22 protein-coding genes are annotated in these 20,024 nt (G+C 56.3%); 13 read left to right on the plus strand and 9 right to left on the minus strand.

Annotated features, from left to right (window positions below; translation table 11 throughout):
- The first annotated feature begins 4 nt into the window (after positions 1-4).
- The gene (hslV, locus tag RUM8411_RS09490) at positions 5-562 is read left to right on the plus strand and encodes an ATP-dependent protease subunit HslV (protein ID WP_085822461.1); all 558 of its coding nucleotides are present in this window, start codon (positions 5-7) and stop codon (positions 560-562) included.
- On the opposite strand, the gene RUM8411_RS09495 is transcribed toward hslV, so the two are convergent.
- The gene (locus tag RUM8411_RS09495) at positions 554-1,795 is read right to left on the minus strand and encodes an MFS transporter (RefSeq protein ID WP_085822462.1); all 1,242 of its coding nucleotides are present in this window, start codon (positions 1,793-1,795) and stop codon (positions 554-556) included. The genes hslV and RUM8411_RS09495 overlap by 9 nt on opposite strands.
- Positions 1,796-1,987: 192 nt before the next feature.
- Between RUM8411_RS09495 and hslU the strand changes: the two genes are divergently transcribed.
- The 3 genes from hslU (at position 1,988) to RUM8411_RS09510 (ending at position 5,707) form a co-directional block, all read left to right on the plus strand.
- Entirely contained in the window at positions 1,988-3,295 is a 1,308-nt protein-coding gene (gene hslU, locus RUM8411_RS09500) for an ATP-dependent protease ATPase subunit HslU (RefSeq protein WP_085822756.1), read from the plus strand.
- A 97-nt stretch (positions 3,296-3,392) separates the two neighbouring features.
- Positions 3,393-4,490: an alpha/beta hydrolase gene (locus tag RUM8411_RS09505; RefSeq protein ID WP_085822463.1), complete on the plus strand. Its 1,098-nt coding sequence runs from the start codon at positions 3,393-3,395 to the stop codon at positions 4,488-4,490.
- Positions 4,487-5,707, plus strand: a complete 1,221-nt coding sequence (locus tag RUM8411_RS09510; protein ID WP_085822464.1) for an MFS transporter — start codon at positions 4,487-4,489, stop codon at positions 5,705-5,707. Before RUM8411_RS09505 ends, RUM8411_RS09510 begins: the two co-directional genes overlap by 4 nt.
- On the opposite strand, the gene RUM8411_RS09515 is transcribed toward RUM8411_RS09510, so the two are convergent.
- Genes RUM8411_RS09515 through RUM8411_RS09525 form a run of 3 tightly spaced genes read right to left on the minus strand, consistent with a single transcriptional unit; the run spans position 5,704 to position 7,987 of the window.
- Positions 5,704-6,291: a Smr/MutS family protein gene (locus RUM8411_RS09515; RefSeq protein WP_085822465.1), complete on the minus strand. Its 588-nt coding sequence runs from the start codon at positions 6,289-6,291 to the stop codon at positions 5,704-5,706. The two genes, RUM8411_RS09510 and RUM8411_RS09515, sit on opposite strands and share 4 nt — an antisense overlap.
- Complete coding sequence (mltA, locus tag RUM8411_RS09520; protein WP_085822466.1) at positions 6,291-7,331, minus strand: murein transglycosylase A; 1,041 nt, start codon at positions 7,329-7,331, stop codon at positions 6,291-6,293. Before mltA ends, RUM8411_RS09515 begins: the two co-directional genes overlap by 1 nt.
- On the minus strand, positions 7,328-7,987 hold the full coding sequence (locus RUM8411_RS09525) for a Tim44/TimA family putative adaptor protein (protein WP_085822467.1): 660 nt from the start codon (positions 7,985-7,987) through the stop codon (positions 7,328-7,330). The genes mltA and RUM8411_RS09525 overlap by 4 nt, the downstream gene beginning before the upstream one ends.
- A gap of 107 nt (positions 7,988-8,094) precedes the next feature.
- On the opposite strand from RUM8411_RS09525, the gene RUM8411_RS09530 reads away from it, so the two are divergent.
- Both RUM8411_RS09530 and secB read left to right on the plus strand, forming a co-directional pair.
- On the plus strand, positions 8,095-8,595 hold the full coding sequence (locus RUM8411_RS09530) for an FxsA family protein (RefSeq protein WP_085822468.1): 501 nt from the start codon (positions 8,095-8,097) through the stop codon (positions 8,593-8,595).
- A 54-nt stretch (positions 8,596-8,649) separates the two neighbouring features.
- Positions 8,650-9,147 (plus strand): protein-export chaperone SecB, encoded by a 498-nt coding sequence (gene secB, locus RUM8411_RS09535; protein ID WP_085822469.1) that lies wholly within the window; start codon positions 8,650-8,652, stop codon positions 9,145-9,147.
- A gap of 27 nt (positions 9,148-9,174) precedes the next feature.
- On the opposite strand, the gene dnaQ is transcribed toward secB, so the two are convergent.
- Genes dnaQ through RUM8411_RS09555 form a run of 4 tightly spaced genes read right to left on the minus strand, consistent with a single transcriptional unit; the run spans position 9,175 to position 11,909 of the window.
- A complete protein-coding gene (dnaQ, locus tag RUM8411_RS09540) occupies positions 9,175-9,897 on the minus strand; it encodes a DNA polymerase III subunit epsilon (RefSeq protein ID WP_085822470.1) in 723 nt (240 codons plus the stop codon).
- The gene (gene coaE, locus RUM8411_RS09545) at positions 9,890-10,483 is read right to left on the minus strand and encodes a dephospho-CoA kinase (protein WP_085822471.1); all 594 of its coding nucleotides are present in this window, start codon (positions 10,481-10,483) and stop codon (positions 9,890-9,892) included. The genes dnaQ and coaE overlap by 8 nt, the downstream gene beginning before the upstream one ends.
- Positions 10,480-11,313 carry a shikimate dehydrogenase gene (locus RUM8411_RS09550; RefSeq protein WP_085822472.1) on the minus strand — a complete coding sequence of 278 codons (834 nt, stop codon included), beginning with the start codon at positions 11,311-11,313 and terminating at the stop codon, positions 10,480-10,482. Before RUM8411_RS09550 ends, coaE begins: the two co-directional genes overlap by 4 nt.
- Positions 11,310-11,909, minus strand: coding sequence for a Maf family protein (locus RUM8411_RS09555; protein ID WP_085822473.1), 600 nt, complete (start codon positions 11,907-11,909; stop codon positions 11,310-11,312). The genes RUM8411_RS09550 and RUM8411_RS09555 overlap by 4 nt, the downstream gene beginning before the upstream one ends.
- A gap of 404 nt (positions 11,910-12,313) precedes the next feature.
- Between RUM8411_RS09555 and RUM8411_RS09560 the strand changes: the two genes are divergently transcribed.
- The 7 genes from RUM8411_RS09560 (at position 12,314) to RUM8411_RS09590 (ending at position 19,680) form a co-directional block, all read left to right on the plus strand.
- On the plus strand, positions 12,314-12,763 hold the full coding sequence (locus RUM8411_RS09560) for a CopD family protein (protein ID WP_085822474.1): 450 nt from the start codon (positions 12,314-12,316) through the stop codon (positions 12,761-12,763).
- A 126-nt stretch (positions 12,764-12,889) separates the two neighbouring features.
- Complete coding sequence (gene rho / locus RUM8411_RS09565; RefSeq protein ID WP_085822757.1) at positions 12,890-14,161, plus strand: transcription termination factor Rho; 1,272 nt, start codon at positions 12,890-12,892, stop codon at positions 14,159-14,161.
- 30 nt (positions 14,162-14,191) lie between these two features.
- Positions 14,192-15,478 carry a tRNA uridine-5-carboxymethylaminomethyl(34) synthesis GTPase MnmE gene (gene mnmE / locus RUM8411_RS09570; RefSeq protein WP_085822475.1) on the plus strand — a complete coding sequence of 429 codons (1,287 nt, stop codon included), beginning with the start codon at positions 14,192-14,194 and terminating at the stop codon, positions 15,476-15,478.
- A 12-nt stretch (positions 15,479-15,490) separates the two neighbouring features.
- Entirely contained in the window at positions 15,491-17,359 is a 1,869-nt protein-coding gene (gene mnmG / locus RUM8411_RS09575) for a tRNA uridine-5-carboxymethylaminomethyl(34) synthesis enzyme MnmG (protein WP_085822758.1), read from the plus strand.
- Entirely contained in the window at positions 17,356-17,970 is a 615-nt protein-coding gene (gene rsmG / locus RUM8411_RS09580; protein ID WP_085822476.1) for a 16S rRNA (guanine(527)-N(7))-methyltransferase RsmG, read from the plus strand. The genes mnmG and rsmG overlap by 4 nt, the downstream gene beginning before the upstream one ends.
- Positions 17,963-18,766: a ParA family protein gene (locus RUM8411_RS09585; protein ID WP_085822477.1), complete on the plus strand. Its 804-nt coding sequence runs from the start codon at positions 17,963-17,965 to the stop codon at positions 18,764-18,766. Before rsmG ends, RUM8411_RS09585 begins: the two co-directional genes overlap by 8 nt.
- A 20-nt stretch (positions 18,767-18,786) precedes the next feature.
- A complete protein-coding gene (locus RUM8411_RS09590; protein WP_085822478.1) occupies positions 18,787-19,680 on the plus strand; it encodes a ParB/RepB/Spo0J family partition protein in 894 nt (297 codons plus the stop codon).
- Here RUM8411_RS09590 and RUM8411_RS09595 read toward each other — a convergent pair.
- Positions 19,670-20,023 (minus strand): YbaN family protein, encoded by a 354-nt coding sequence (locus RUM8411_RS09595; RefSeq protein WP_085822759.1) that lies wholly within the window; start codon positions 20,021-20,023, stop codon positions 19,670-19,672. The two genes, RUM8411_RS09590 and RUM8411_RS09595, sit on opposite strands and share 11 nt — an antisense overlap.
- Between the last annotated feature and the right edge of the window lies 1 nt (position 20,024).

Genomic DNA, 20,024 nt, shown 5'->3' on the forward strand with positions numbered 1-20,024 from the left:
ATTCATGGCAGACAGCGATTTTCCCGGTTGGCACGGCACGACGATCATTGGCGTCAAAAAAGGCGGCCATGTGGTGATTGCCGGGGACGGGCAGGTCAGCCTGGGCCAAACCGTGATCAAGGGCACGGCCCGCAAGGTGCGCCGCCTGTCGCCCGGTGGGTTCGAGGTTGTGGCAGGTTTTGCCGGATCAACGGCCGACGCATTCACCTTGCTGGAACGGCTGGAGGCCAAACTTGAAGCCACACCGGGTCAGCTGGCCCGTGCCTCGGTCGAGCTGGCCAAGGACTGGCGTACTGATAAATACCTGCAAAAACTTGAGGCGATGCTGATCGTCACCGATGGCAAGGATCTGCTGGTGATCACCGGGGCAGGCGACGTGCTTGAGCCGGAACATAACGTAGCCGCCATCGGATCGGGTGGGAACTTTGCCCTGGCAGCAGCGCGCGCGATGATGGACAGCGACAAAACGGCCGAAGAAGTTGCACGCGAAGCGATGGCGATTGCCGCTGATATCTGTGTCTATACCAACGGCAAGCTGACAGTTGAGACGATCTCAGGCTAGCAGCGCCTTGATCTCTTTGCCTTTCCACCGCATGTGCATCCCGATCAGGCCCAGCAGCGCCGTTGCGATGACGATGTAATAGGGCAGACGGATATCAAAGCTCATCAATCCGCCGCCGATCAGGGACATGACACCCCCCGCCAGACAGAACACGGCGGTGGTAACACCCATGACCCAGCCCTGATCGGTCTCGCTGACGGCTGAGGAAAACAGGCCCAGCAAAGTTGGGTATGAGACCCCGAAGAAGAAATAAAAGAAAAAGACGGGGATATAGCTGAGAATGCCGCTGGGGCTGAACGCAAAGCCAAGACCGCAGATTACCATGACCACCAGCGAAGTATAGATGATCTGGTGTTTGCTGAACCTCTCCTGCGCGGGTTTGACAAGGAAGGTGCTTGAGAACGCCAGCGCGATGCCGATCACCACCATCGCCATGCTGCCGCCGATCACCCCATAGCCCCAGGCACTGGTCAGGAAATTGTCGACGAAAACGTAAAACGTGACGTTGGCGATCATGAATAACGCATAGACAGGCAGGATTTTCAAAACCAACGGGTGTTCGCGTACTGCAATCAGACTGTCGGTGACATCGCGCGGGCGAAAGACAAAGGCGGTGCGCTCGGTCCGCAGGTCTTTGAAAAAGAAAGTCACAAGGAAAATGGCGATCAACACCAGAACAAAGGCCCCGTAGAACGGCGTTTTCAGGGTCGCGAAGCTGCCCAGCAGCGCCGTATCCGAAAGAACCGCACCAATGATCGGCCCACCAACCAGGCCAAAACTGACACCGGTGATGATATAGCCCATATTGCGGTCGCGGTCTGCGGCATCTGTGCTGCCATCAATCATCGCCGCCTGCGCGATTGGCTGGTTTCCGGCAGTAAAACCGGTGATGGACCGGCCTATGATCAGCAGCAGCAGACTGTTGAGATACAGCGCGGCAATCGTCAGAGCATAGCCCACAAGTGCCCCGCTCAGACAGACCAGCAGCGCATTCTTGCGCCCAATGGAATCCGACACTTTGGACACGTAAACCACGCCCAGAAACCAGGACAGAAAGAAACAGCCGATCACCAGCCCATAATACAAATGCCGGGTTCCCGCGGCGGTACTGGCCGGCAAAAACCCGGATTTCGTTTCCATGATCAGCGAGTTGATGATGGGAAACACCAACCCCTGTCCGATCAGGTCTACAAAAACCACAAACAGCAGGGTGATCTTGGCAATTTTCGACATCTCGCGCTCCTGACCCTCAACGCTTTGAAATCATTGTAACAGAAAGGCCGCGTTTCGCCTAAAGCCGAGGCATTGCAAACCGGAAGGGCGGTTGTTAACCACGACATCGAAACAAATAGGCTTGGTTGTTTTCGCAAATGCTGTGACTACCTAAGCCGGATGATCAACACGCCGACCGAAAGGACCGCCCCCGTGACTGACCTGACCCCGCGCGAGATTGTCTCGGAACTGGATCGTTTTATCATCGGCCAGAAGGACGCCAAACGTGCGGTGGCTGTGGCGTTGCGCAACCGCTGGCGGCGCAAGCAGCTGGCCGACGACATCCGCGATGAGGTCTATCCAAAGAACATCCTGATGATTGGCCCCACCGGTGTCGGCAAAACCGAGATCAGCCGCCGTCTAGCCAAGCTGGCCCGCGCGCCGTTCATCAAAGTCGAGGCCACCAAATTCACCGAGGTCGGTTATGTCGGGCGTGACGTGGAACAGATCGTGCGCGATCTAGCCGATGCGGCGATCCTGCAAACCCGCGAATTTATGCGCGAGGACGTTAAAGCCAAGGCACATCAGGCTGCCGAAGACCGCGTGATCGAAGCCATTGCCGGGACGGATGCGCGCGAAGGCACGCGCGAAATGTTCCGCAAAAAGCTTAAGGCAGGCGAGTTGGACGACACCGAGATTGAGCTGGAGCTGGCCGACAGTTCAAACCCGATGCCGATGTTCGACATTCCCGGCCAGCCCGGCGGCCAAATGGGGATGATGAATCTGGGCGATATCTTCGGCAAAGCCTTTGGCGGTCGGACCGTGAAACGCAAGATGACCATCGGCGACAGCTATGAGGCGCTGATCAGTGAAGAGGCCGACAAGCTGCTGGATGATGAAATCGTCAACCGGGTGGCGTTAGAATCGGTCGAACAGAACGGCATCGTCTTTCTGGATGAGATCGACAAGGTCTGCGCCCGCTCGGACGCGCGCGGTGGTGATGTAAGCCGTGAAGGGGTACAGCGCGACCTGCTGCCACTGATCGAAGGTACCACCGTGTCCACCAAACACGGACCGGTCAAGACTGACCACATCCTGTTCATCGCCTCGGGCGCTTTTCACATCGCCAAACCGTCGGACCTGTTGCCAGAGCTTCAGGGTCGCCTGCCGATCCGTGTGGAACTGCGCGCCCTGACCGAAGAGGATTTCGTGCGCATCCTGACCGAAACCGACAACGCTCTGACCCTTCAGTACACTGCGCTGATGGGAACCGAAGAGGTCACCGTCGGCTTTACCAAAGACGGCATCGCCGCATTGGCGCGCATAGCAGCGGATGTGAACCAAAGTGTCGAAAATATCGGTGCGCGGCGGCTTTACACAGTCATGGAACGCGTATTCGAAGAGCTGTCGTTCACTGCCCCCGATCAGGCGGGAACCGAAATCACGGTCGACGCGAAATTTGTAAGCGACAATCTGGGTGAGTTGACTAAATCTTCTGACCTCAGCCGTTACGTTTTGTAACACAGCCAGCCGGTTTTTGCCGCAAATACCTCTTTGATCCGCTGGACGCGGGCCGAGAATCCGATAGCGTGAGCGCGTAACTCCCCGGGGGCCGATTGTGCTGCGCTACGTTTACCTGATCCTGACTGCGGTCTCACTGACTGCATGTGTTGACAGAACAATTTCTGAGACCGTGCCAACGGCCTTGAACGTAGGCTCGCCCGAAACTGTGTACGCCACTACGACACGTGCGCGGGAACTGGATGGCTCTTATGGGTATCGCCGTGGGGACGGGCTGAAGTTTCTGGAAATGACCGTGTCCGTGCCCCCAAACCACACGCCGGGGACGCTGGATTTTTCTTATGCAAACCCGGACCCCAAGACTCAGTTTGTGATGGCTAGCGTCGACGAATTGCAGGGCCCTCAGGATCTGAAAAACAGGCTGGGCCGTGTCGAAGAGGTGTCGATTTTTGTCCATGGCTACAACACCACCCAATCGGAAACTGCATTCCGGGCAGCCCAGCTGAGCCGCGACATCGGCATTCCCGGTGCGACCATGGTGTATTCCTGGCCCAGTCAGGCCACGGGATACGGATATGCTTATGACTTGGACAGCATGTTGTTTGCCCGCGACGGGTTAGAGCAGACCGTTCGGCAGCTGAAATCCATGGGTGTGAAACGGGTGGTTATCGTCGCCCATTCGATGGGCAGCGCCCTGACGATGGAGATGATGCGACAAGCCGAACTGCGTGAGCCCGGTTGGGCCAGCAAGAACATCGAGGGCGTCATCCTGATCTCACCGGATCTGGATGTCGATCTGTTCCGGTCGCAAATGGACAGTATCGGAACACCGCCCGACCCCTTTGTCATCATGGTTTCGCAAAAGGACAAACTGTTGGGCATCTCAGCCCGTTTGCGTGGAACGACCAAGGGCGAACGGCTGGGCAATATCAGTTCGGCTGAACAATTGTCCGAATACAAGATCAGCATTCTGGACACGACAGCTTTTACCAAAGATGCCGAATCCTCTCATTTTATCGCGGCCACCTCTCCGGCATTGCTGGCGATCATCAATTCGGCAAGCCGCGTCGGCCGGACCTTCGGTAACGACCGGCGGGGTCTGGACGTGATCGCACCAGCAGAAGTTCGCAACCCTACCGGGGCAACTGAAATCGTTCTGACAGAAACGGGGCAGGCGCAGGTTACGGCTCCGTGACGCGGTTCCGTCTGGGTCGCTATCTGCAGGATAACGCAACATGGCTAGGCGCCGGTGTCCTACTGACTTTCCTGTCCAGCTTTGGGCAGACCTTTTTCATCTCGATCTTTTCCGGTGAAATCCGCGTTGGTTTCGGGCTGAGCCATGGCGCCTGGGGCAGCCTTTATTCACTGGGCACTACCCTTGCAGCGGTCGTGATGATCTGGGCTGGTGGTCTAACCGATACATTCCGAGTACGGGTTCTGGGGCCGGTGGTCCTGATCGGATTGGCGCTTGCCGCGGTGGCGATGTCGCTTAACACGTGGCTGATCCTTTTAGCGCCAGTGATCTTCCTGCTGCGCCTGTTTGGCCAGGGGATGAGTACCCATCTGGCCCAGGTCGCCATGGCGCGCTGGTTTACCGCGACCCGCGGCAAAGCGCTTTCGATTGCAACGGCCGGCTATGCGGTGGGCGAAGCACTGCTACCTTTGATTTTCGTGGCCGCCCTGGCGTTTCTGGATTGGCGCTGGCTGTGGGTGGTAGCCGCAATAGTGACCCTGTTGGGCATCCCCGTCCTGATGCGCCTGTTGCGACAGGAACGAACACCACAAAGCCTGGCCGCCGAATACTCGGCCACCGGGATGCAGGGGCGGCATTGGACACGCAAGGACACACTGTTTCATCCACTGTTCTGGTTTATGGCTCCAGCCTTGCTTGGGCCTTCGGCCTTTATCACCGCGTTTTTCTTTCACCAGGTGCATTTGGCCCAGGTCAAAGGCTGGCAACATATCGAACTGGTGGCCCTGTTCCCGGTTTATACCGGTGTGTCGCTGCTTTCGATGTTTGCGGCGGGTTGGGCGCTGGACAAATGGGGCACGGCGCGGATGATGCCCTATTATCAACTGCCGATGGCGGTGGGGTTTATCATCGTGTCGGTCATCAGCTCGATCGGCGGAGCGATGATCGCGATGGTCTTTCTGGGCCTAACGGTCGGGGCCAACAGCACCCTGCCCAGCGCGTTCTGGGCCGAGTTCTACGGCACCCGGCATATCGGTGCGATCAAGGCGATGGCAACGGCCGTCATGGTGCTTGGGTCCGCCATCGGCCCCGGGCTGACCGGGGTGTTGATTGATCAGGGAGTGCCCTTGAACACCCAGTTCCTGTGGATCGGGGCGTTTTTCATTCTGGTCTGCGCGATGACCTGGGTCGGCGTCACCCGCGCGGCGCGTACGCTTTAGCGATTGCGCCGCAAATAGACGTAAAACGCACCATCCCCGCCATGGCTGATATGGGCCGGTGTGACTTGCAGCACCGCCTGCGCCAAAGGCTGCAGCGACAGCCATTGCGGCACATGATTGCGCAACACCCCGCGCGGTGTAGGAATGGGCCCGGGCTCGTCCCTGTCCTTGCCCTTGCCAGTGACCACCAAAACCAGACGCTTGCCCGAGGCCTGCGCCGTCAACACAAACCGGATCAGCGCCGGATGTGCCGTATCAACGCGCATGCCGTGCAGATCCAGCTTGCCTTCGGGCTTTAGCTTGCCGCGTTTCATCCGGCCAAAGGCCTTGGTGTCCATCTGCACCGGTTTGGCGCGCAGACCATCGGATACAGATGGTTTCAGCGCCATGTACGTGGGTTTAGGAACCGCGCTCTGACCAAGCTCGAACCCTTCGATCCGGGGTTTCGGTGCTTTCGAGGGCTTGGGCTTGGGCAGTGTTGTGGGATGCACCGACTCGGGCAGCTCGGGATGCAGGCGTTCGGCTTGCTGGGTGACCTTGCGCCACAGGTCGATCTCTTCGGCTGTCAGTTTGCGGCGAGGCATTAGAATTCATCCGGTGTCATGGCATAGGCCCGCTGGATCGGCAGCAGAACCACCATACGTCCCGGGTCCTTCAACCGCCCGGCCTCTTGACCGGCCGCGTCCCCGGTACCAAAAAAAATATCCGCCCGCTGTGCGCCTTTGATCGCCGATCCGGTATCCTGTGCAATCATCAATCGTCGCAAAGGGGTCTTGCCATCCTTTTCGACCCAGACAGGCGCCCCCAGCGGCGTATAGACCGGATCTGCAGCAATGCTGCGCATGGTGGTGACCGACCGGTTCATCGCACCCAACGGGCCAAACTCGGGTGCCACGCGCGTCACCTCGCGGAAGAATACATATGAGGGGTTGTGAAACAGCAACTCGGCGCCGGCCTCTGGGTTTTTGCGCACCCATGCGCGGATCATCTGGGCACTAACCTGATGCGCACCCAGCGCACCCTTGCGGACCAGTTCCGTTCCGATCGAACGGTAGGGGTGCCCGTTTGCACCGCCATAGCCGACCCGCAACGCGCCGCCATCTGGCAGACGGATACGGCCCGAGCCCTGAATCTGCAGAAAGAACAGCTCAACCGGGTCATCGACCCAGGCAATCTCAAGCCCGCGTCCCTGCATGGCATCACCGGACAGAATCTCGCGGCGGCTTAACCAGGGGTTGGCGGCGCGCGCCTCGGGCGGCATTTTGTAGATCGGGTATCTAAACCGGTCGGACCGGGTTCTTGACCCGTCCAGCTCGGGCTCAAAATACCCGGTGAACAGGGCGTCCTTTCCGTCTTCGACCAAAACCGGGCGAAAGAACAGCTCAAAGAAAGCCTGCGCGGCAGCGGCGTCATAGGTGCGCGCCACACCGCACAAAGCACGCCAGTCCGGATCACCCAAATCGCCGCAGGTGTTCAGAAAAACCGAAAGGGCCGCCCCGTGATCATCGGCGGCCCAGCCCTCAAGCTCATCGAACGACAGGATCGAGCGTGTCGCTTCAGCTCCGGCGGCGCTGGCGGTGGTCATGGCGGCCACCAGGAAAAGCGACCGGAGTGCAGCAATCATGCGTCCGTGGCGACAAGCAGCCAGTTCGGATCATCCGCGCCCATGACGCGGGCAAAGGTCCAACTGTCCTTTTGGCGTTTGACGGTATTGGGGCTACCTTCGATGATGTCGCCACCACGATCACGCACGACCGAAGTCAGCTCGCCGACAAACCGCATGGTGATCTCAGCCTCATTGGTGTCTTTGTCAAATCGGGCATTCGCCAGTGTTGTCTCACGCACACCGACAAATTCGGCTTCGATGGTCAGACCTTTGTCTTCCCGATCCGCAACAACGGAAACGAAAGTGTCAAACACCTCTTCGGACAAAAAGGGCTGAATCTCGTCCAGGTTTCCCTTTTCGAACCCCATAACGATCATCTCATAGGCGCCGCGTGCGCCCTGCACGAACTCGGTTACAGAAAAGGCGGGTTCAACCCGCTTCATCGCAGCCAACGTTTGTGCTTGTTCGCTGTCTTCAGCGACATGGTCGGTGATGTCGTGATCCGGGCCGCCATCGATCACTTCAAACTCCCGGCGCGCGCTCTGAGAGTCGGGCTGCTGTTGCACAGGTGGCTTTTCAAAACCTTCACGTGTGCCCAGCACGCTTTTCAAGCGTAAGATCAGGAAAACGGCAATTCCGGCCAGGACCAGCAACTGGATCATCGGTTCGTTCATTTCATCCTCTTTTCAGACTGCGACTTTGTATACGCAGCCTCATGCCACTATGTAGGTTACAGTTCGTGGCAAGTCCACCGCCCGACCTCTGGTAAAGGATAACGCAAATGTATCTGTTCTTGGCATTTTTGTTGGTTCCGATCATCGAGATCGCCCTATTCATACAGGTTGGCGGTCTGATCGGCCTTTGGCCAACGCTTGCTATTGTGGTTTTGACAGCCATTTTGGGCACCGCTCTGGTCAGGACACAAGGTCGCATGGCACTGGCCAACCTGCAGCGATCCTTTGCCGAGCTGGATGACCCAACCGAACCGCTGGCACATGGCGCGATGATCCTGTTGTCGGGTGTTTTATTGCTGACGCCGGGGTTTTTCACCGACGCCGTTGGCTTTGCGCTGCTTATACCGGGCATACGAGTGGCGATGTTTCACTATCTCAAGTCAAAGGCCACCATCACGCATTTCCAGATGGGCACGGGTTCACAAAACCACACCGGACCTGCTTCGTTTGATCAAGATGACGTAATCGACGGCGAATTCACCGAGGTTCGCTCCCGCAAGACGTCGTCAAAGCCATCGAAATGGGTCGAAGGACCGCACCAGCATTGAGGTGCAGCGCCCAACTTGTTAAGCAGTGGCGAATTTCATTTTCGGAGTAGATCCATGGCTGACGAAAGCCCTGCAGAAAACACCGCGGCCCAGGCCGCCCCGCAAATTCAGATGCGCGTTCTGGGACAATTCATTCGCGACCTGTCTTTTGAAAACGTAATGGCACAAAAAGGCGTGTCCGGCGACGTTCAGCCTGAAATCGCTGTGCAGGTTAATCTGGACGCGAAAAAGCGCCCGACCGAGCATCAGTATGAAGTTTCGGTCAAGCTGAACCTCAAATCCAAGGCCAAAGGTCTGGAAGACATCCTGTTCCTGTGCGAGCTGGACTATTGCGGCCTGTTCCACATCGAAGGTGTGGCCGAGGATCAGCTGCACCCGTTCCTGATGATCGAAAGCCCGCGTATGCTGTTCCCGTTCCTGCGCCGGATCGTCAGCGACATCACCCGCGACGGTGGCTATCCGCCGGTCAACCTAGACAATATCGACTTTGTGGCCCTGTATCGCAACGAGCTGATGCGCCGCCAGGCTGAAACTCAGAAAACCGACGCCTGATCGGTCTGACCCGCGCCGAGGAATGCCTCAGGCGCGGGTCCACAGGGCGTTTTCGCCCAGTTTTTCCACAAATGCCTCATGGGCCGCCCGTTCTTCGTCAGTGACCTTGGACGGCAGGGGCGTGGCGCGCGTCGTTGGGCGCCAATCGTCTCCACCTCCGGATCCGGATGAGGCAGATGTCGACAGGCCAAAGTCAGGCTGCCGACCGCCGATCAGCTCAAGATATACCTCGGCCAGAATCTCAGAGTCCAACAAAGCTCCGTGCAGAACCCGGTTCGAGTTGTCGATATTGAACCGCCGGCACAGCGCGTCCAACGACGCGGGCGAGCCCGGAAACCGTTTGCGTGCAATGGCCAGTGTGTCCAGCGCCTGATCCATCGGAAGCGGCGGGAGGCCCATCCAGCCCAGTTCGGCATTAAGGAATTTCATGTCGAAAGATGCGTTATGGATCACCAGTTTTGCGTCCCCTACGAAATCCCGGAACTCCTGGCCAACCTTGGCAAAGACCGGCTTATCCCGCAGCGTGACCTGACCTTTTTCCACCGAGCGCGGGGGCTCCAACAGGTCGGGGCCGATACCGTGCACGCCAAACGCCTCTTCGGGCATCGAACGTTCGGGATTGATATAGACGTGATAGGTTTCGCCGGTGGCCACATGGTTCCACAGCTCGACCGCACCAATTTCAACAATCCGGTCGCCGCTTTCGGGATCGAACCCTGTGGTTTCGGTATCGAGTACAATTTCACGCATCAGCCATCCCTGCCCGTATCTGCCTGACCACATCCTGCACCTGAGCGCGCGCGTGGTCCAGCGTGTCGGTGACAATCACATAATTCGACCGTTCGCATTTTTCGTCATTCGGCATCTGTTTAGCGCGAATGTGATCAAACTGGGCTTCAGTCATCGTGCCGCGGTCCATCACGCGGCGCATTTGCTCTTCGGCGGAAACTGAAACGCAGGCCACCGCATCCATTGTCGCATCACCCCCGGTTTCAAACAGCAGGGGGATGTCAAACACTAGAATATCCGCCATGGCAGCTTCGCGGAACGCGGCCCTGTCCGCAGCGACCAGAGGATGAACGATACCTTCGATCACTTTCAACGCGTCAGGATCAGTCGAAATGATCTGTTTCAGCGCTTCGCGGCTGACCTTCCCGTCCTGTACCGCCTTAGGAAAGGCCGAACGCATCAGGTCAACGGCGGCACCGCCCACAGAATAAAGCCGATGCACTGCCGCATCCGCATCCCAAAGTGCGCAGCCTTCGTCCACGAACATCTGCGCCGTTGTGCTTTTGCCCATCCCGATTGAGCCTGTCAGTCCAAGCGCAAAGCTCATCCCAACACGGCCGCGCGCAGATCGGGGGTCACTTCGGGTTTGACGCCGAACCAGCGCTCAAACCCCGGAACTGCCTGATGCAGCAGCATTCCAAGGCCGTCAACCGTGGTGCATCCGGCCTCTTCGGCGTGTTGCAAAAGGTTTGTTTTCAACGGGGTATAAACCAGATCAGTCACCACCGCGCCGGGTTGCAACCCATCCAACGGCACCCGCAACTCAGGCTGGCCCTGCATCCCAAGCGAAGAGCTGTTGACCACAAGTTCGGCGTTTTCGATGACATTGCCGGCCTTGACCCAATCAACCACAGTGATGCGCGGGCCAAATTCGTCTTTCAGTTGCTCTGCCCGGGCACGGGTGCGGTTTGTCAGCACAATTTCGGGCACTCCGGCCTGTGCCAAAGCCTGCAGAACCGCGCGGGCCGCCCCCCCAGCCCCAAAAACCACCGCCGGACCATCAGCAGGAATCCAATCCGGCGCGCCGCTGCGCAGGTTTTGCATGAACCCATAGCCATCGGTATTGTCCGCGTGAATCGACCCGTCATCCTGAAACACCAACGTGTTCGCCGCCCCGATCAAAGCCGCTCGATCCGAGACGTGATCAGCCAGACGCAACGCCGCCTCTTTATGCGGGACGGTCACATTGGTGCCGGCAAACCCGGCTTTGGGCAAAGTCCGCAATACGGTCTCTAGATCCTCGGGCGCTACATTCATCGGCACGTAATGCCCGGCCAAACCATAGGCTTTCAACCAATGCCCATGCAGCTGAGGCGACTTTGAATGCGCAATCGGGTGTCCGATCACCCCAGCCAACGGGATACGCTTGTTCGTCATTGATCAATCACCCCTTTGACCGCAAGAAAGTTCAGCACCTCTAACAGGGGTATACCCAAGACATTAAAATAGTCTCCGTCAATGGTGGCGAACAGGCGCGCACCTTCTTCCTCAAGCTTATAGGCACCAACCGCGTGCTGAATGCTGTCCCAATTGCGGTCGATATAGTCGCGCAGATAGGCGTCAGAGCTCATCCGCATCCGCAGACGGACCTGCCCCAGATGTCGCCAGACCGGTTCACCATCCTGATAGATCACGGCTGCAGACAACAACGTATGCCGCTTGCCCCGCATCGCCTTGAGCTGGGCCAGCGCCTCTTCGAGCGTGTGCGGCTTGGACAGAAGCTGCCCGTCGAAGTCCAGCACCTGATCGCAGCCCAGAACCATGGCGCCTTGGGTCTTGTCACTGACCTTACGGGCTTTCATCTCGGCCAGCGTGTCGGCAATATCCCGAGGTGATGCGCCTTCGGCCAGCAAGGCGCGCTTGGCACCGTCTTCATCGACGCGCGCGGTTTGTACCGAAAACGGAACACCTGCCTGCCGCAACAGCTCTGCGCGAATAGCGGACCCCGAGGCCAGGATGATGGGGACAGACATGTGGAAAACCCCTGAGCAAGTCGATGAATGTTCTGGGATGGTTTGTATGGTTTTCCGGTTGACACGCAACCCCGGGATTTTGGCTCAATTCTCACCCGAGTCGCCCAAGTTCTGTCCAATCGGGACAAGGATAAGTGTCAGGCACGGGAAAACGCAGATGTCCTACCTTACCCAAAGGGTTATCCCCAGTTACCAGCATAATACTTACGCGTAACATTCTGTAATCATTCGACTAAATCACAAGCTCAACAGAATCGCCGAAATACGATCGAATTCAATCCACCTGGGGAAAACACTTGGATAAAAAAGTAATCCACGGAATTCAGCCTCCCTACAAAACCATCATCCTTTTTCTTTTCTTATTTTTTTATTAGGGAGGGATCCAAGCAAACACCGGAGCCAGAATGACTGATCTTCTTTTCACGTTGTACCCGTGGGTGAAGGCTCTGCATATCATGGCCGTGATCTCATGGATGGCCGGGTTGTTCTATTTGCCCAGATTGTTTGTGTATCACGTTGAAAAAGCGCAGGCCGTCGACGGGGCGCAGGACATTTTCTTTGAAATGGAAGACAAGCTTTTGCGGGTGATCATGGGCCCAGCGATGATCGTGGCCTGGGTGTGTGGGCTGATCATGGTGTTTACACCCGGTATCGTCGGATGGGACTGGACGTGGCCTTGGGTCAAGGGCGCAGCCGTGATTGGCATGACCTGGTTCCATCATTGGCTGATGGCGCGGCGCAAGGACTTCGTCGAGGGGCGTAACACGCTCACAGGGCGTCAGTACCGCCTGATGAATGAGGTACCAACCGTTTTGATGGTTATCATCGTTCTGGCGGTTGTGGTGAAGTTCTGAGGGCCTGTTTGACTCTGACGGCTGTCGCGCTTATGTAGGTCGCAACACGCCCGTCCGGGCGGCGTATCTTCCAAGTTGAAATTCCATTCTGGTGCCGCGAACCCTGCGGCCGAGGTCCGTATCATCATGACAACTGAATCCCTGAATCTGGCTGACCTGAAAGCCAAAAGCCCCAAAGACCTTCTGGCCATGGCTGAAGAGCTGGAGATCGAAAACGCCTCGACCATGCGCAAAGGCGAGATGATGTTCCAGATCCTGCGCGAACGCGCGGATGAGGGCTGGGTCGTCGGCGGCGATGGTGTGCTTGAGGTCCTGCAGGACGGGTTCGGGTTTTTGCGCTCGCCTGAGGCGAACTATCTGCCGGGTCCAGACGATATCTATGTCTCGCCGGATATGATCCGCCTGCACTCGTTGCGCACGGGCGATACGGTTGAGGGCGATATCAAAGCCCCTGACGAAAACGAGCGCTATTTCGCGTTGACCAAGGTCACCAAGATCAACTTTGAAGAGCCTGAGAAGGCCAAGCACAAAGTTGCCTTCGACAACCTAACACCGCTGTACCCAGATGAGCGCCTGAAGATGGAGATCGAAGATCCTACCATCAAGGACAAATCGGCCCGTGTGATCGATCTGGTCTCACCCATCGGGAAAGGCCAGCGGTCGCTGATCGTCGCGCCTCCTCGGACCGGTAAGACGGTCATCTTGCAGAACATTGCGCATTCGATCGAACAGAACCATCCAGAGTGTTATCTGATCGTTCTGCTGATTGATGAACGCCCCGAAGAGGTGACGGACATGCAGCGGTCCGTGAAGGGTGAGGTTGTATCCTCGACATTTGATGAGCCCGCGACACGCCACGTGGCCGTGTCCGAAATGGTTATCGAAAAAGCCAAGCGTCTGGTCGAGCATAAACGAGATGTTGTTATCCTCCTCGACTCGATCACAAGACTTGGTAGGGCGTTTAACACTGTGGTGCCATCCTCGGGTAAAGTTCTGACCGGTGGTGTGGATGCAAACGCGCTGCAACGGCCAAAGCGGTTTTTTGGTGCTGCACGGAACATCGAAGAGGGCGGTTCGCTGACCATCATCGCGACCGCGCTGATAGATACTGGCAGCCGGATGGACGAAGTGATCTTCGAAGAATTCAAAGGCACCGGTAACTCGGAAATCGTTCTGGATCGTAAGATCGCAGATAAGCGTGTGTTCCCGGCCATCGACATCCTCAAATCCGGCACAAGGAAAGAGGACCTGCTGGTCGACAAAGGCGATTTGGCGAAAACCTTCGTTCTGCGCCGCATTCTCAACCCGATGGGCACCACCGACGCAATTGAGTTCCTGTTGTCCAAGTTGAAACAGACCAAGTCGAACGGTGATTTCTTCGATTCCATGAACACCTGACACAGGTCTTAAACAACGCGAGGCCTTCGAATGGATACGATATTCGCCTTGGCCAGCGCGCAAGGCAAAGCAGGCGTGGCGGTCATCCGTCTTTCTGGCCCATTGGCCCATTCAGCTGCGGCTAATCTGACAGGTAGCGTATTGCCGCCTCGTGGAATGCGGGTGCGCACACTGCATGCTGGTGACGGGTCACGTTTGGATGATGGTCTGGTACTGACTTTCCGGGCTCCGGCCAGTTTTACCGGCGAGGATGTGGCCGAACTGCAAATCCATGGCAGCACTGCCGCAGTCAATGTCGTGATGCAGTGCCTGTCGGAAGCCGATGGGTTGCGTCTGGCAGAACCCGGCGAGTTCACCCGCCGGGCTTTGGAAAACGGCAAGATGGACCTGACGCAAGTCGAGGGCCTGGCTGACCTGATCGACGCAGAAACCGAGGCGCAGCGCAAGCAGGCCCAGACGATACTGGCCGGCGAGTTGGGTACCTTGGCCGAGCGTTGGCGACGCGATCTGATCCGCGCGGCCTCATTGCTGGAGGCAGTCATAGATTTCGCGGACGAAGAGGTACCCACGGACGTGACTCCCGAAGTGCGCGACTTGGTGACCGGCGTAATGCAGGACTTGCAGCGTGAGGCCGAAGGTGTGCAGATTGCAGAACGCATCAGAACCGGGTTCGAAGTTGCCATTGTCGGTTTACCCAACGCAGGCAAGTCCACTCTGTTGAATGCATTGGCAGGGCGAAAGGCCGCAATCACATCGGAATATGCGGGCACAACCAGGGATGTGATCGAAGTGCGAATGGACCTTGCCGGGCTTCCGGTTACATTGCTGGACACAGCTGGGCTGCGCGAAACCGAAGATTATGTCGAAAACCTTGGGATTGAGCTGGCTAGGAAGCGGGCAGAAGATGCGGATCTGCGCGTGTTTTTGACCGAAAATCCAAGCGAATTGGGTGTGTCCATGCTGTCTGAGGATATACAAGTCCTACCGAAATCCGATCTTCGAGAAGATACAGAAGGTGGAATTTCTGGAAAAACAGGTCAGGGCATTGATCACTTGATAAACCACATATCGCGTGTCTTGGGGGTTAGATCTACCAGTCATGGTATAGCGACACGCGAACGACACCGTGTTGCGCTGAACAATGCCAACACGTCGCTGGCCTCTGCACTGGCTGTTCTGGAATCGGGGCCAGACCTGTATGATATAGCAGCAGAAGAAATGAGAACGGCCATCCGAGCATTAGAAGCGCTGGTTGGTCGTATAGGGGTGGAAGACCTGCTTGATGAAATATTCTCAAGCTTCTGTTTGGGTAAGTAAGGAGTGTTTCACGTGAAACATTCGAAGTTTGACGTTATCGTTATTGGGGCTGGTCACGCCGGAACCGAGGCTGCGCATGCTGCAGCCCGAATGGGGGCCGAGACGGCTTTGGTAACATTGTCGGCCTCAGATATTGGGGTAATGTCCTGTAACCCGGCGATAGGCGGTTTGGGTAAAGGTCATTTGGTTCGTGAAATTGATGCCTTGGATGGTGTCATGGGACGTGTTGCAGATCGGGCCGGTATACAATTCCGTCTTTTGAACCGACGCAAAGGCCCGGCCGTTCAGGGGCCCAGAACACAGGTGGACCGCGCCTTGTACCGCGCAGAGATGCAAAGGGAAACGCACGAACAGGAAAATCTGTCTGTAGTGATCGGTGAAGTCGTCGATTTTTTGATGGACGGATCCCGTGTCTGCGGGGTCAAGCTGGTGGACAAATCAGAACTTCATGCCAGCGCGGTTATTCTGACATCGGGCACATTTTTGCGTGGAGTCATACATATAGGTGACGTATCGCGTCCGGGCGGTCGGATGGGAGATCGACCTTCCGTCAAACTTGCAGAGCGGTTGGACGGCTTCAATCTGCCTTTGGGACGTCTGAAAACAGGGACGCCGCCAAGGCTGGATGGACGCACAATTGATTGGTCGGATCTGGAGCGGCAGGATGGTGATGAGGACCCAACCCTGTTTTCATTCCTGTCGACGTCCGTAGTTGCGCCTCAGATTTCCTGCGGAATCACACATACAAATGCCCGTACGCATGAGATTATCGAGAAAAACCTTTCCCGGTCTGCGATGTATGGCGGGCATATTGACGGGGTGGGTCCCAGGTATTGCCCGTCTATCGAAGATAAAATTGTTCGGTTCGCCGATAAGGACTCCCACCAGATCTTTCTGGAGCCTGAAGGAGTCAACGACCACACGATCTACCCGAACGGCATTTCAACTTCACTTCCTCAAGATGTTCAGCAGAAATATGTACGGTCCATCAAAGGCCTCGAAGCGGCTGAAATCCTGCAACCGGGCTATGCTATTGAATATGACTATGTCGACCCCCGAGTTTTAACATCTTCTTTGTCATTGCCAGAGGCGCCGGGCCTATATCTAGCAGGTCAGATCAACGGAACAACAGGATATGAGGAAGCCGCAGCTCAAGGCATGGTGGCGGGCCTCAATGCTGCACTAGCCGTTTCGGGGCGTGAACCTATCCACTTTACCCGTGCTGACAGCTATATCGGTGTGATGATTGATGATCTGACCACTCGAGGGGTCGTGGAACCATATCGCATGTTTACATCACGTGCTGAATTTCGTCTTTCCTTGCGCGCGGACAATGCGGATCAACGCCTAACGCCGTTGGGTATCGACATCGGATGTGTAAGCGAAAACCGAAAATCCAGCTTTTGCAATAAAATGGAAAAACTCACGGCCGCGAAATCTACTTTATCCGAGAAAACTTATACACCAAAGGAGGTTCGGTCGATTGGAATTACGATCAACCAAGATGGAAATCGCCGCAATGGAATGGCGATCCTGGCTTTTCCGGATGTGTCCTTTGATGACCTGGTTCCATTGATACCGAATTTGGCCACTGTCGACCTAGATATCCGTCAACAGGTCGAACGGGATGCACTTTACGCCAACTACATCGCACGGCAGCAAAAGGACGTTGAGGCGATGAAACGCGATGAATCTTATGAGATTCCGCAGGATTTTGACTATTTTACGCTCGAGGGTCTGTCATCTGAGATGAAGCAGAAGCTCTCGCAAGCACGACCTGCCAATATTGGGCAAGCTGGAAGGGTTGAAGGTGTGACACCTGCTGCGCTGACCTTGCTGCTTGCCAGACTTCGGCGCGGGCAAAGGCTGCGCAAGGCATGAATCCGGCTATTTTTGAGGAAATGAATGTTTCACGTGAAACATTTGACCGTCTGAATACTTATGTCGAGCTTGTTCGGCGCTGGAATCCGAAGATCAATCTGGTGTCACGAAACAGCCTGGCCGATATCTGGACCCGGCATATCCTGGATTCCGTGCAAGTGTATCGTTGTGCCGATTCATTCCAGCATTGGTGTGATTTAGGTAGCGGTGGTGGGTTTCCCGGAATGGTCTGTGCAATCATTGCCATTGAAGAGGCTCCGCAGGCTCAGTTCTCATTTGTTGAGAGTGATCAGCGCAAGGCTGCCTTTTTACGTAATGTAGCGCGGGAGTGCGGTGCCAACTGCCGAGTTTTCTCAATACGAATCGAAATAGTTGATCCCATGAGCGCCGATATTCTTTCAGCCCGGGCTCTGGCCGACTTGAAGACGCTAATGTCCTTTTGTGACAGACATTTAAGCCAAACAGGTACTGCTCTGTTGCCGAAAGGCGCAAGCTGGAAAAAAGAGCTGGAAGACGCGCGTGAGCAATGGAGTTTCCAGTTCGAGCCGATTACAAGTTTAACAGAACCCCAAGCTGTTATCCTAAGGATCAAAGGAGTTTCGCGTGGTTGATCTGTCTCGTCCCTCAGGGCCCCGGATAATTGCGGTTGCCAATCAAAAGGGCGGGGTTGGAAAAACGACGACAGCCATTAACCTGGCCGCCGGTTTGGCTGAAGCTGGGTGCCGGGTTCTGGTTGTCGACCTCGATCCGCAAGGAAACGCGTCAACCGGATTGGGTGTTGAGGACAGGGATTGGACGACCTACGACCTGATCCTGGATGATGCACCGCTAGAGGCAGTGGTTCAGGAATCCGAGATCGAAGGCTTGTTTGTGGTTCCAGCGACTGTGGATCTGAGCTCGGCTGATATCGAGCTGATTTCCAACGAAAAGCGCAGCTACTTGCTGCATGACGCATTGCGTCAGACCGCAATTGACAAGTTTGATCTTGATTTTGTGCTGATCGACTGCCCACCATCGCTTAATTTGCTGACTGTCAACGCCATGGTTGCGGCGCATTCCGTTCTTGTTCCCCTGCAAAGTGAGTTCTTTGCGCTGGAAGGGCTGTCCCAGCTGATGTTGACGATTCGAGAGGTGCGCCAGACTGCGAATCCCGATCTCAGAATCGAAGGTGTTGTGTTGACCATGTATGACAACCGCAACAACTTGTCCCGTCAGGTCGAAAAGGACGCGCGTGACAATCTGGGTGAGATGGTATTTAAGACCAAAATACCCAGAAATGTGCGGGTCAGCGAGGCGCCGTCTTACGCCTTACCGGTTCTGCAATATGATTCCGGGTCGTTGGGAGCGATGGCGTATCGGCATCTGGCGCGAGAAGTCATTCACAAGAACAAGAATGTCGCCGCCTGAGCGGCAGTGAGGAGGGCGCTGTGGTTGCCAAGAAAACAAAACCCAGAGGTTTAGGCCGCGGACTATCTGCTTTGATGGCGGATGTGACACAGGAAACAGAAGGTCTGACCACGTCTGAATCGCGTCGTCCCGATCTGACGGTTCCGATTGAAAAACTGCGTGCCAACCCGAACCAGCCGCGTCGCACATTTGCGGCGGCGCAATTGGATGAGCTTGCCGCCTCGGTCAAGGAAAAGGGCATCATCCAACCGCTGATCGTGCGGGAAACCAGCGGCGGTGATTATGAAATCGTGGCCGGCGAACGCCGCTGGCGTGCGGCTCAGATGGCCCAGTTGCATGACATACCTGTTATCGTGCGCGAATTTGACGATACCGAAGTTCTGGAAGTCGCTATCATCGAGAACATTCAGCGCGCTGATCTGAATGCGGTGGAAGAGGCAGCCGGATACAAGCAGTTGATGGATCGTTTCGGCCATACCCAGGAAAAACTGGCCGAAGCATTGGGAAAAAGTCGCAGCCATATTGCGAACCTGCTGCGGTTGCTGTCATTGCCCATGGATGTACAAGCCCTTGTAATCGAAGGGAAACTGTCTGCAGGTCATGCGCGGGCGCTGATTACCGCAGAGAATCCGTCAGAACTGGCCAAATTGGTTGTCAAAAACGGGTTGTCGGTGCGTTCAACCGAAGCATTGGTGAAGAAGCAACAGGCGGACCCGGAAAATCCTGCGCCACGCGCCAGAAATCTGGATGCGGGCAAAGATGCGGACACACGGGCTCTGGAAAAAGACCTGTCGGCTATTTTGGCGATGAAAGTGGTGATCAATCACAAAGCTGGAACGGAATCGGGTCAAGTGCTTCTGACTTACGAAAACCTGGATCAGCTGGATGATCTGTGCGCAAAGCTCAGCCGCTAGGGCGGGTCCAGATAAAGGTCATTACTGCCCCCAGAACAACGGCCTGAATGATCAGAACCTGCGTTGGAACGGAAACCAGAATCGACAGACCAAAGACAGCGGCGACCGATAGGGTGGCCGCTTTTTTTGCAGCTGGTCGGATCGCGCCCGAATTCTGCCAATCCAGAATCATCGGCCCAAATGTACGATGGGTGATCAGCCAGGTATGCAAGCGGGTTGAGGAGCGGGCGAAGAAGAACGTCGCCAGAAGCAAGAACGGAACAGTTGGCAGCAAGGGCAGGGCAATGCCAACCACCGCCAGCCCGACGCAGATCAAGCCCAACGTAGCCCAGATGTAGTGCATC

The sequence above is a fragment of the Ruegeria meonggei genome (genome assembly GCF_900172215.1).
Taxonomy (GTDB): domain Bacteria; phylum Pseudomonadota; class Alphaproteobacteria; order Rhodobacterales; family Rhodobacteraceae; genus Ruegeria; species Ruegeria meonggei.

Coding starts and splice junctions, on each gene's coding strand:
- RUM8411_RS09555 (WP_085822473.1), bottom strand. CDS start 11,909: ATGTCTGTCCCCATCATCCTGGCCTCGGGGTCCGCTATTCGCGCAGAG.
- coaE (WP_085822471.1), bottom strand. CDS start 10,483: ATGAGCTTTGCGCTTGGACTGACAGGCTCAATCGGGATGGGCAAAAGC.
- mltA (WP_085822466.1), bottom strand. CDS start 7,331: ATGATTGCTGCACTCCGGTCGCTTTTCCTGGTGGCCGCCATGACCACC.
- RUM8411_RS09530 (WP_085822468.1), top strand. CDS start 8,095: ATGTATCTGTTCTTGGCATTTTTGTTGGTTCCGATCATCGAGATCGCC.
- RUM8411_RS09525 (WP_085822467.1), bottom strand. CDS start 7,987: ATGAACGAACCGATGATCCAGTTGCTGGTCCTGGCCGGAATTGCCGTT.
- RUM8411_RS09595 (WP_085822759.1), bottom strand. CDS start 20,023: ATGCACTACATCTGGGCTACGTTGGGCTTGATCTGCGTCGGGCTGGCG.
- RUM8411_RS09495 (WP_085822462.1), bottom strand. CDS start 1,795: ATGTCGAAAATTGCCAAGATCACCCTGCTGTTTGTGGTTTTTGTAGAC.
- secB (WP_085822469.1), top strand. CDS start 8,650: ATGGCTGACGAAAGCCCTGCAGAAAACACCGCGGCCCAGGCCGCCCCG.
- rho (WP_085822757.1), top strand. CDS start 12,890: ATGACAACTGAATCCCTGAATCTGGCTGACCTGAAAGCCAAAAGCCCC.
- mnmE (WP_085822475.1), top strand. CDS start 14,192: ATGGATACGATATTCGCCTTGGCCAGCGCGCAAGGCAAAGCAGGCGTG.
- dnaQ (WP_085822470.1), bottom strand. CDS start 9,897: ATGCGTGAAATTGTACTCGATACCGAAACCACAGGGTTCGATCCCGAA.
- hslV (WP_085822461.1), top strand. CDS start 5: ATGGCAGACAGCGATTTTCCCGGTTGGCACGGCACGACGATCATTGGC.
- RUM8411_RS09515 (WP_085822465.1), bottom strand. CDS start 6,291: ATGCCTCGCCGCAAACTGACAGCCGAAGAGATCGACCTGTGGCGCAAG.
- rsmG (WP_085822476.1), top strand. CDS start 17,356: ATGAATCCGGCTATTTTTGAGGAAATGAATGTTTCACGTGAAACATTT.
- RUM8411_RS09560 (WP_085822474.1), top strand. CDS start 12,314: ATGACTGATCTTCTTTTCACGTTGTACCCGTGGGTGAAGGCTCTGCAT.
- RUM8411_RS09550 (WP_085822472.1), bottom strand. CDS start 11,313: ATGACGAACAAGCGTATCCCGTTGGCTGGGGTGATCGGACACCCGATT.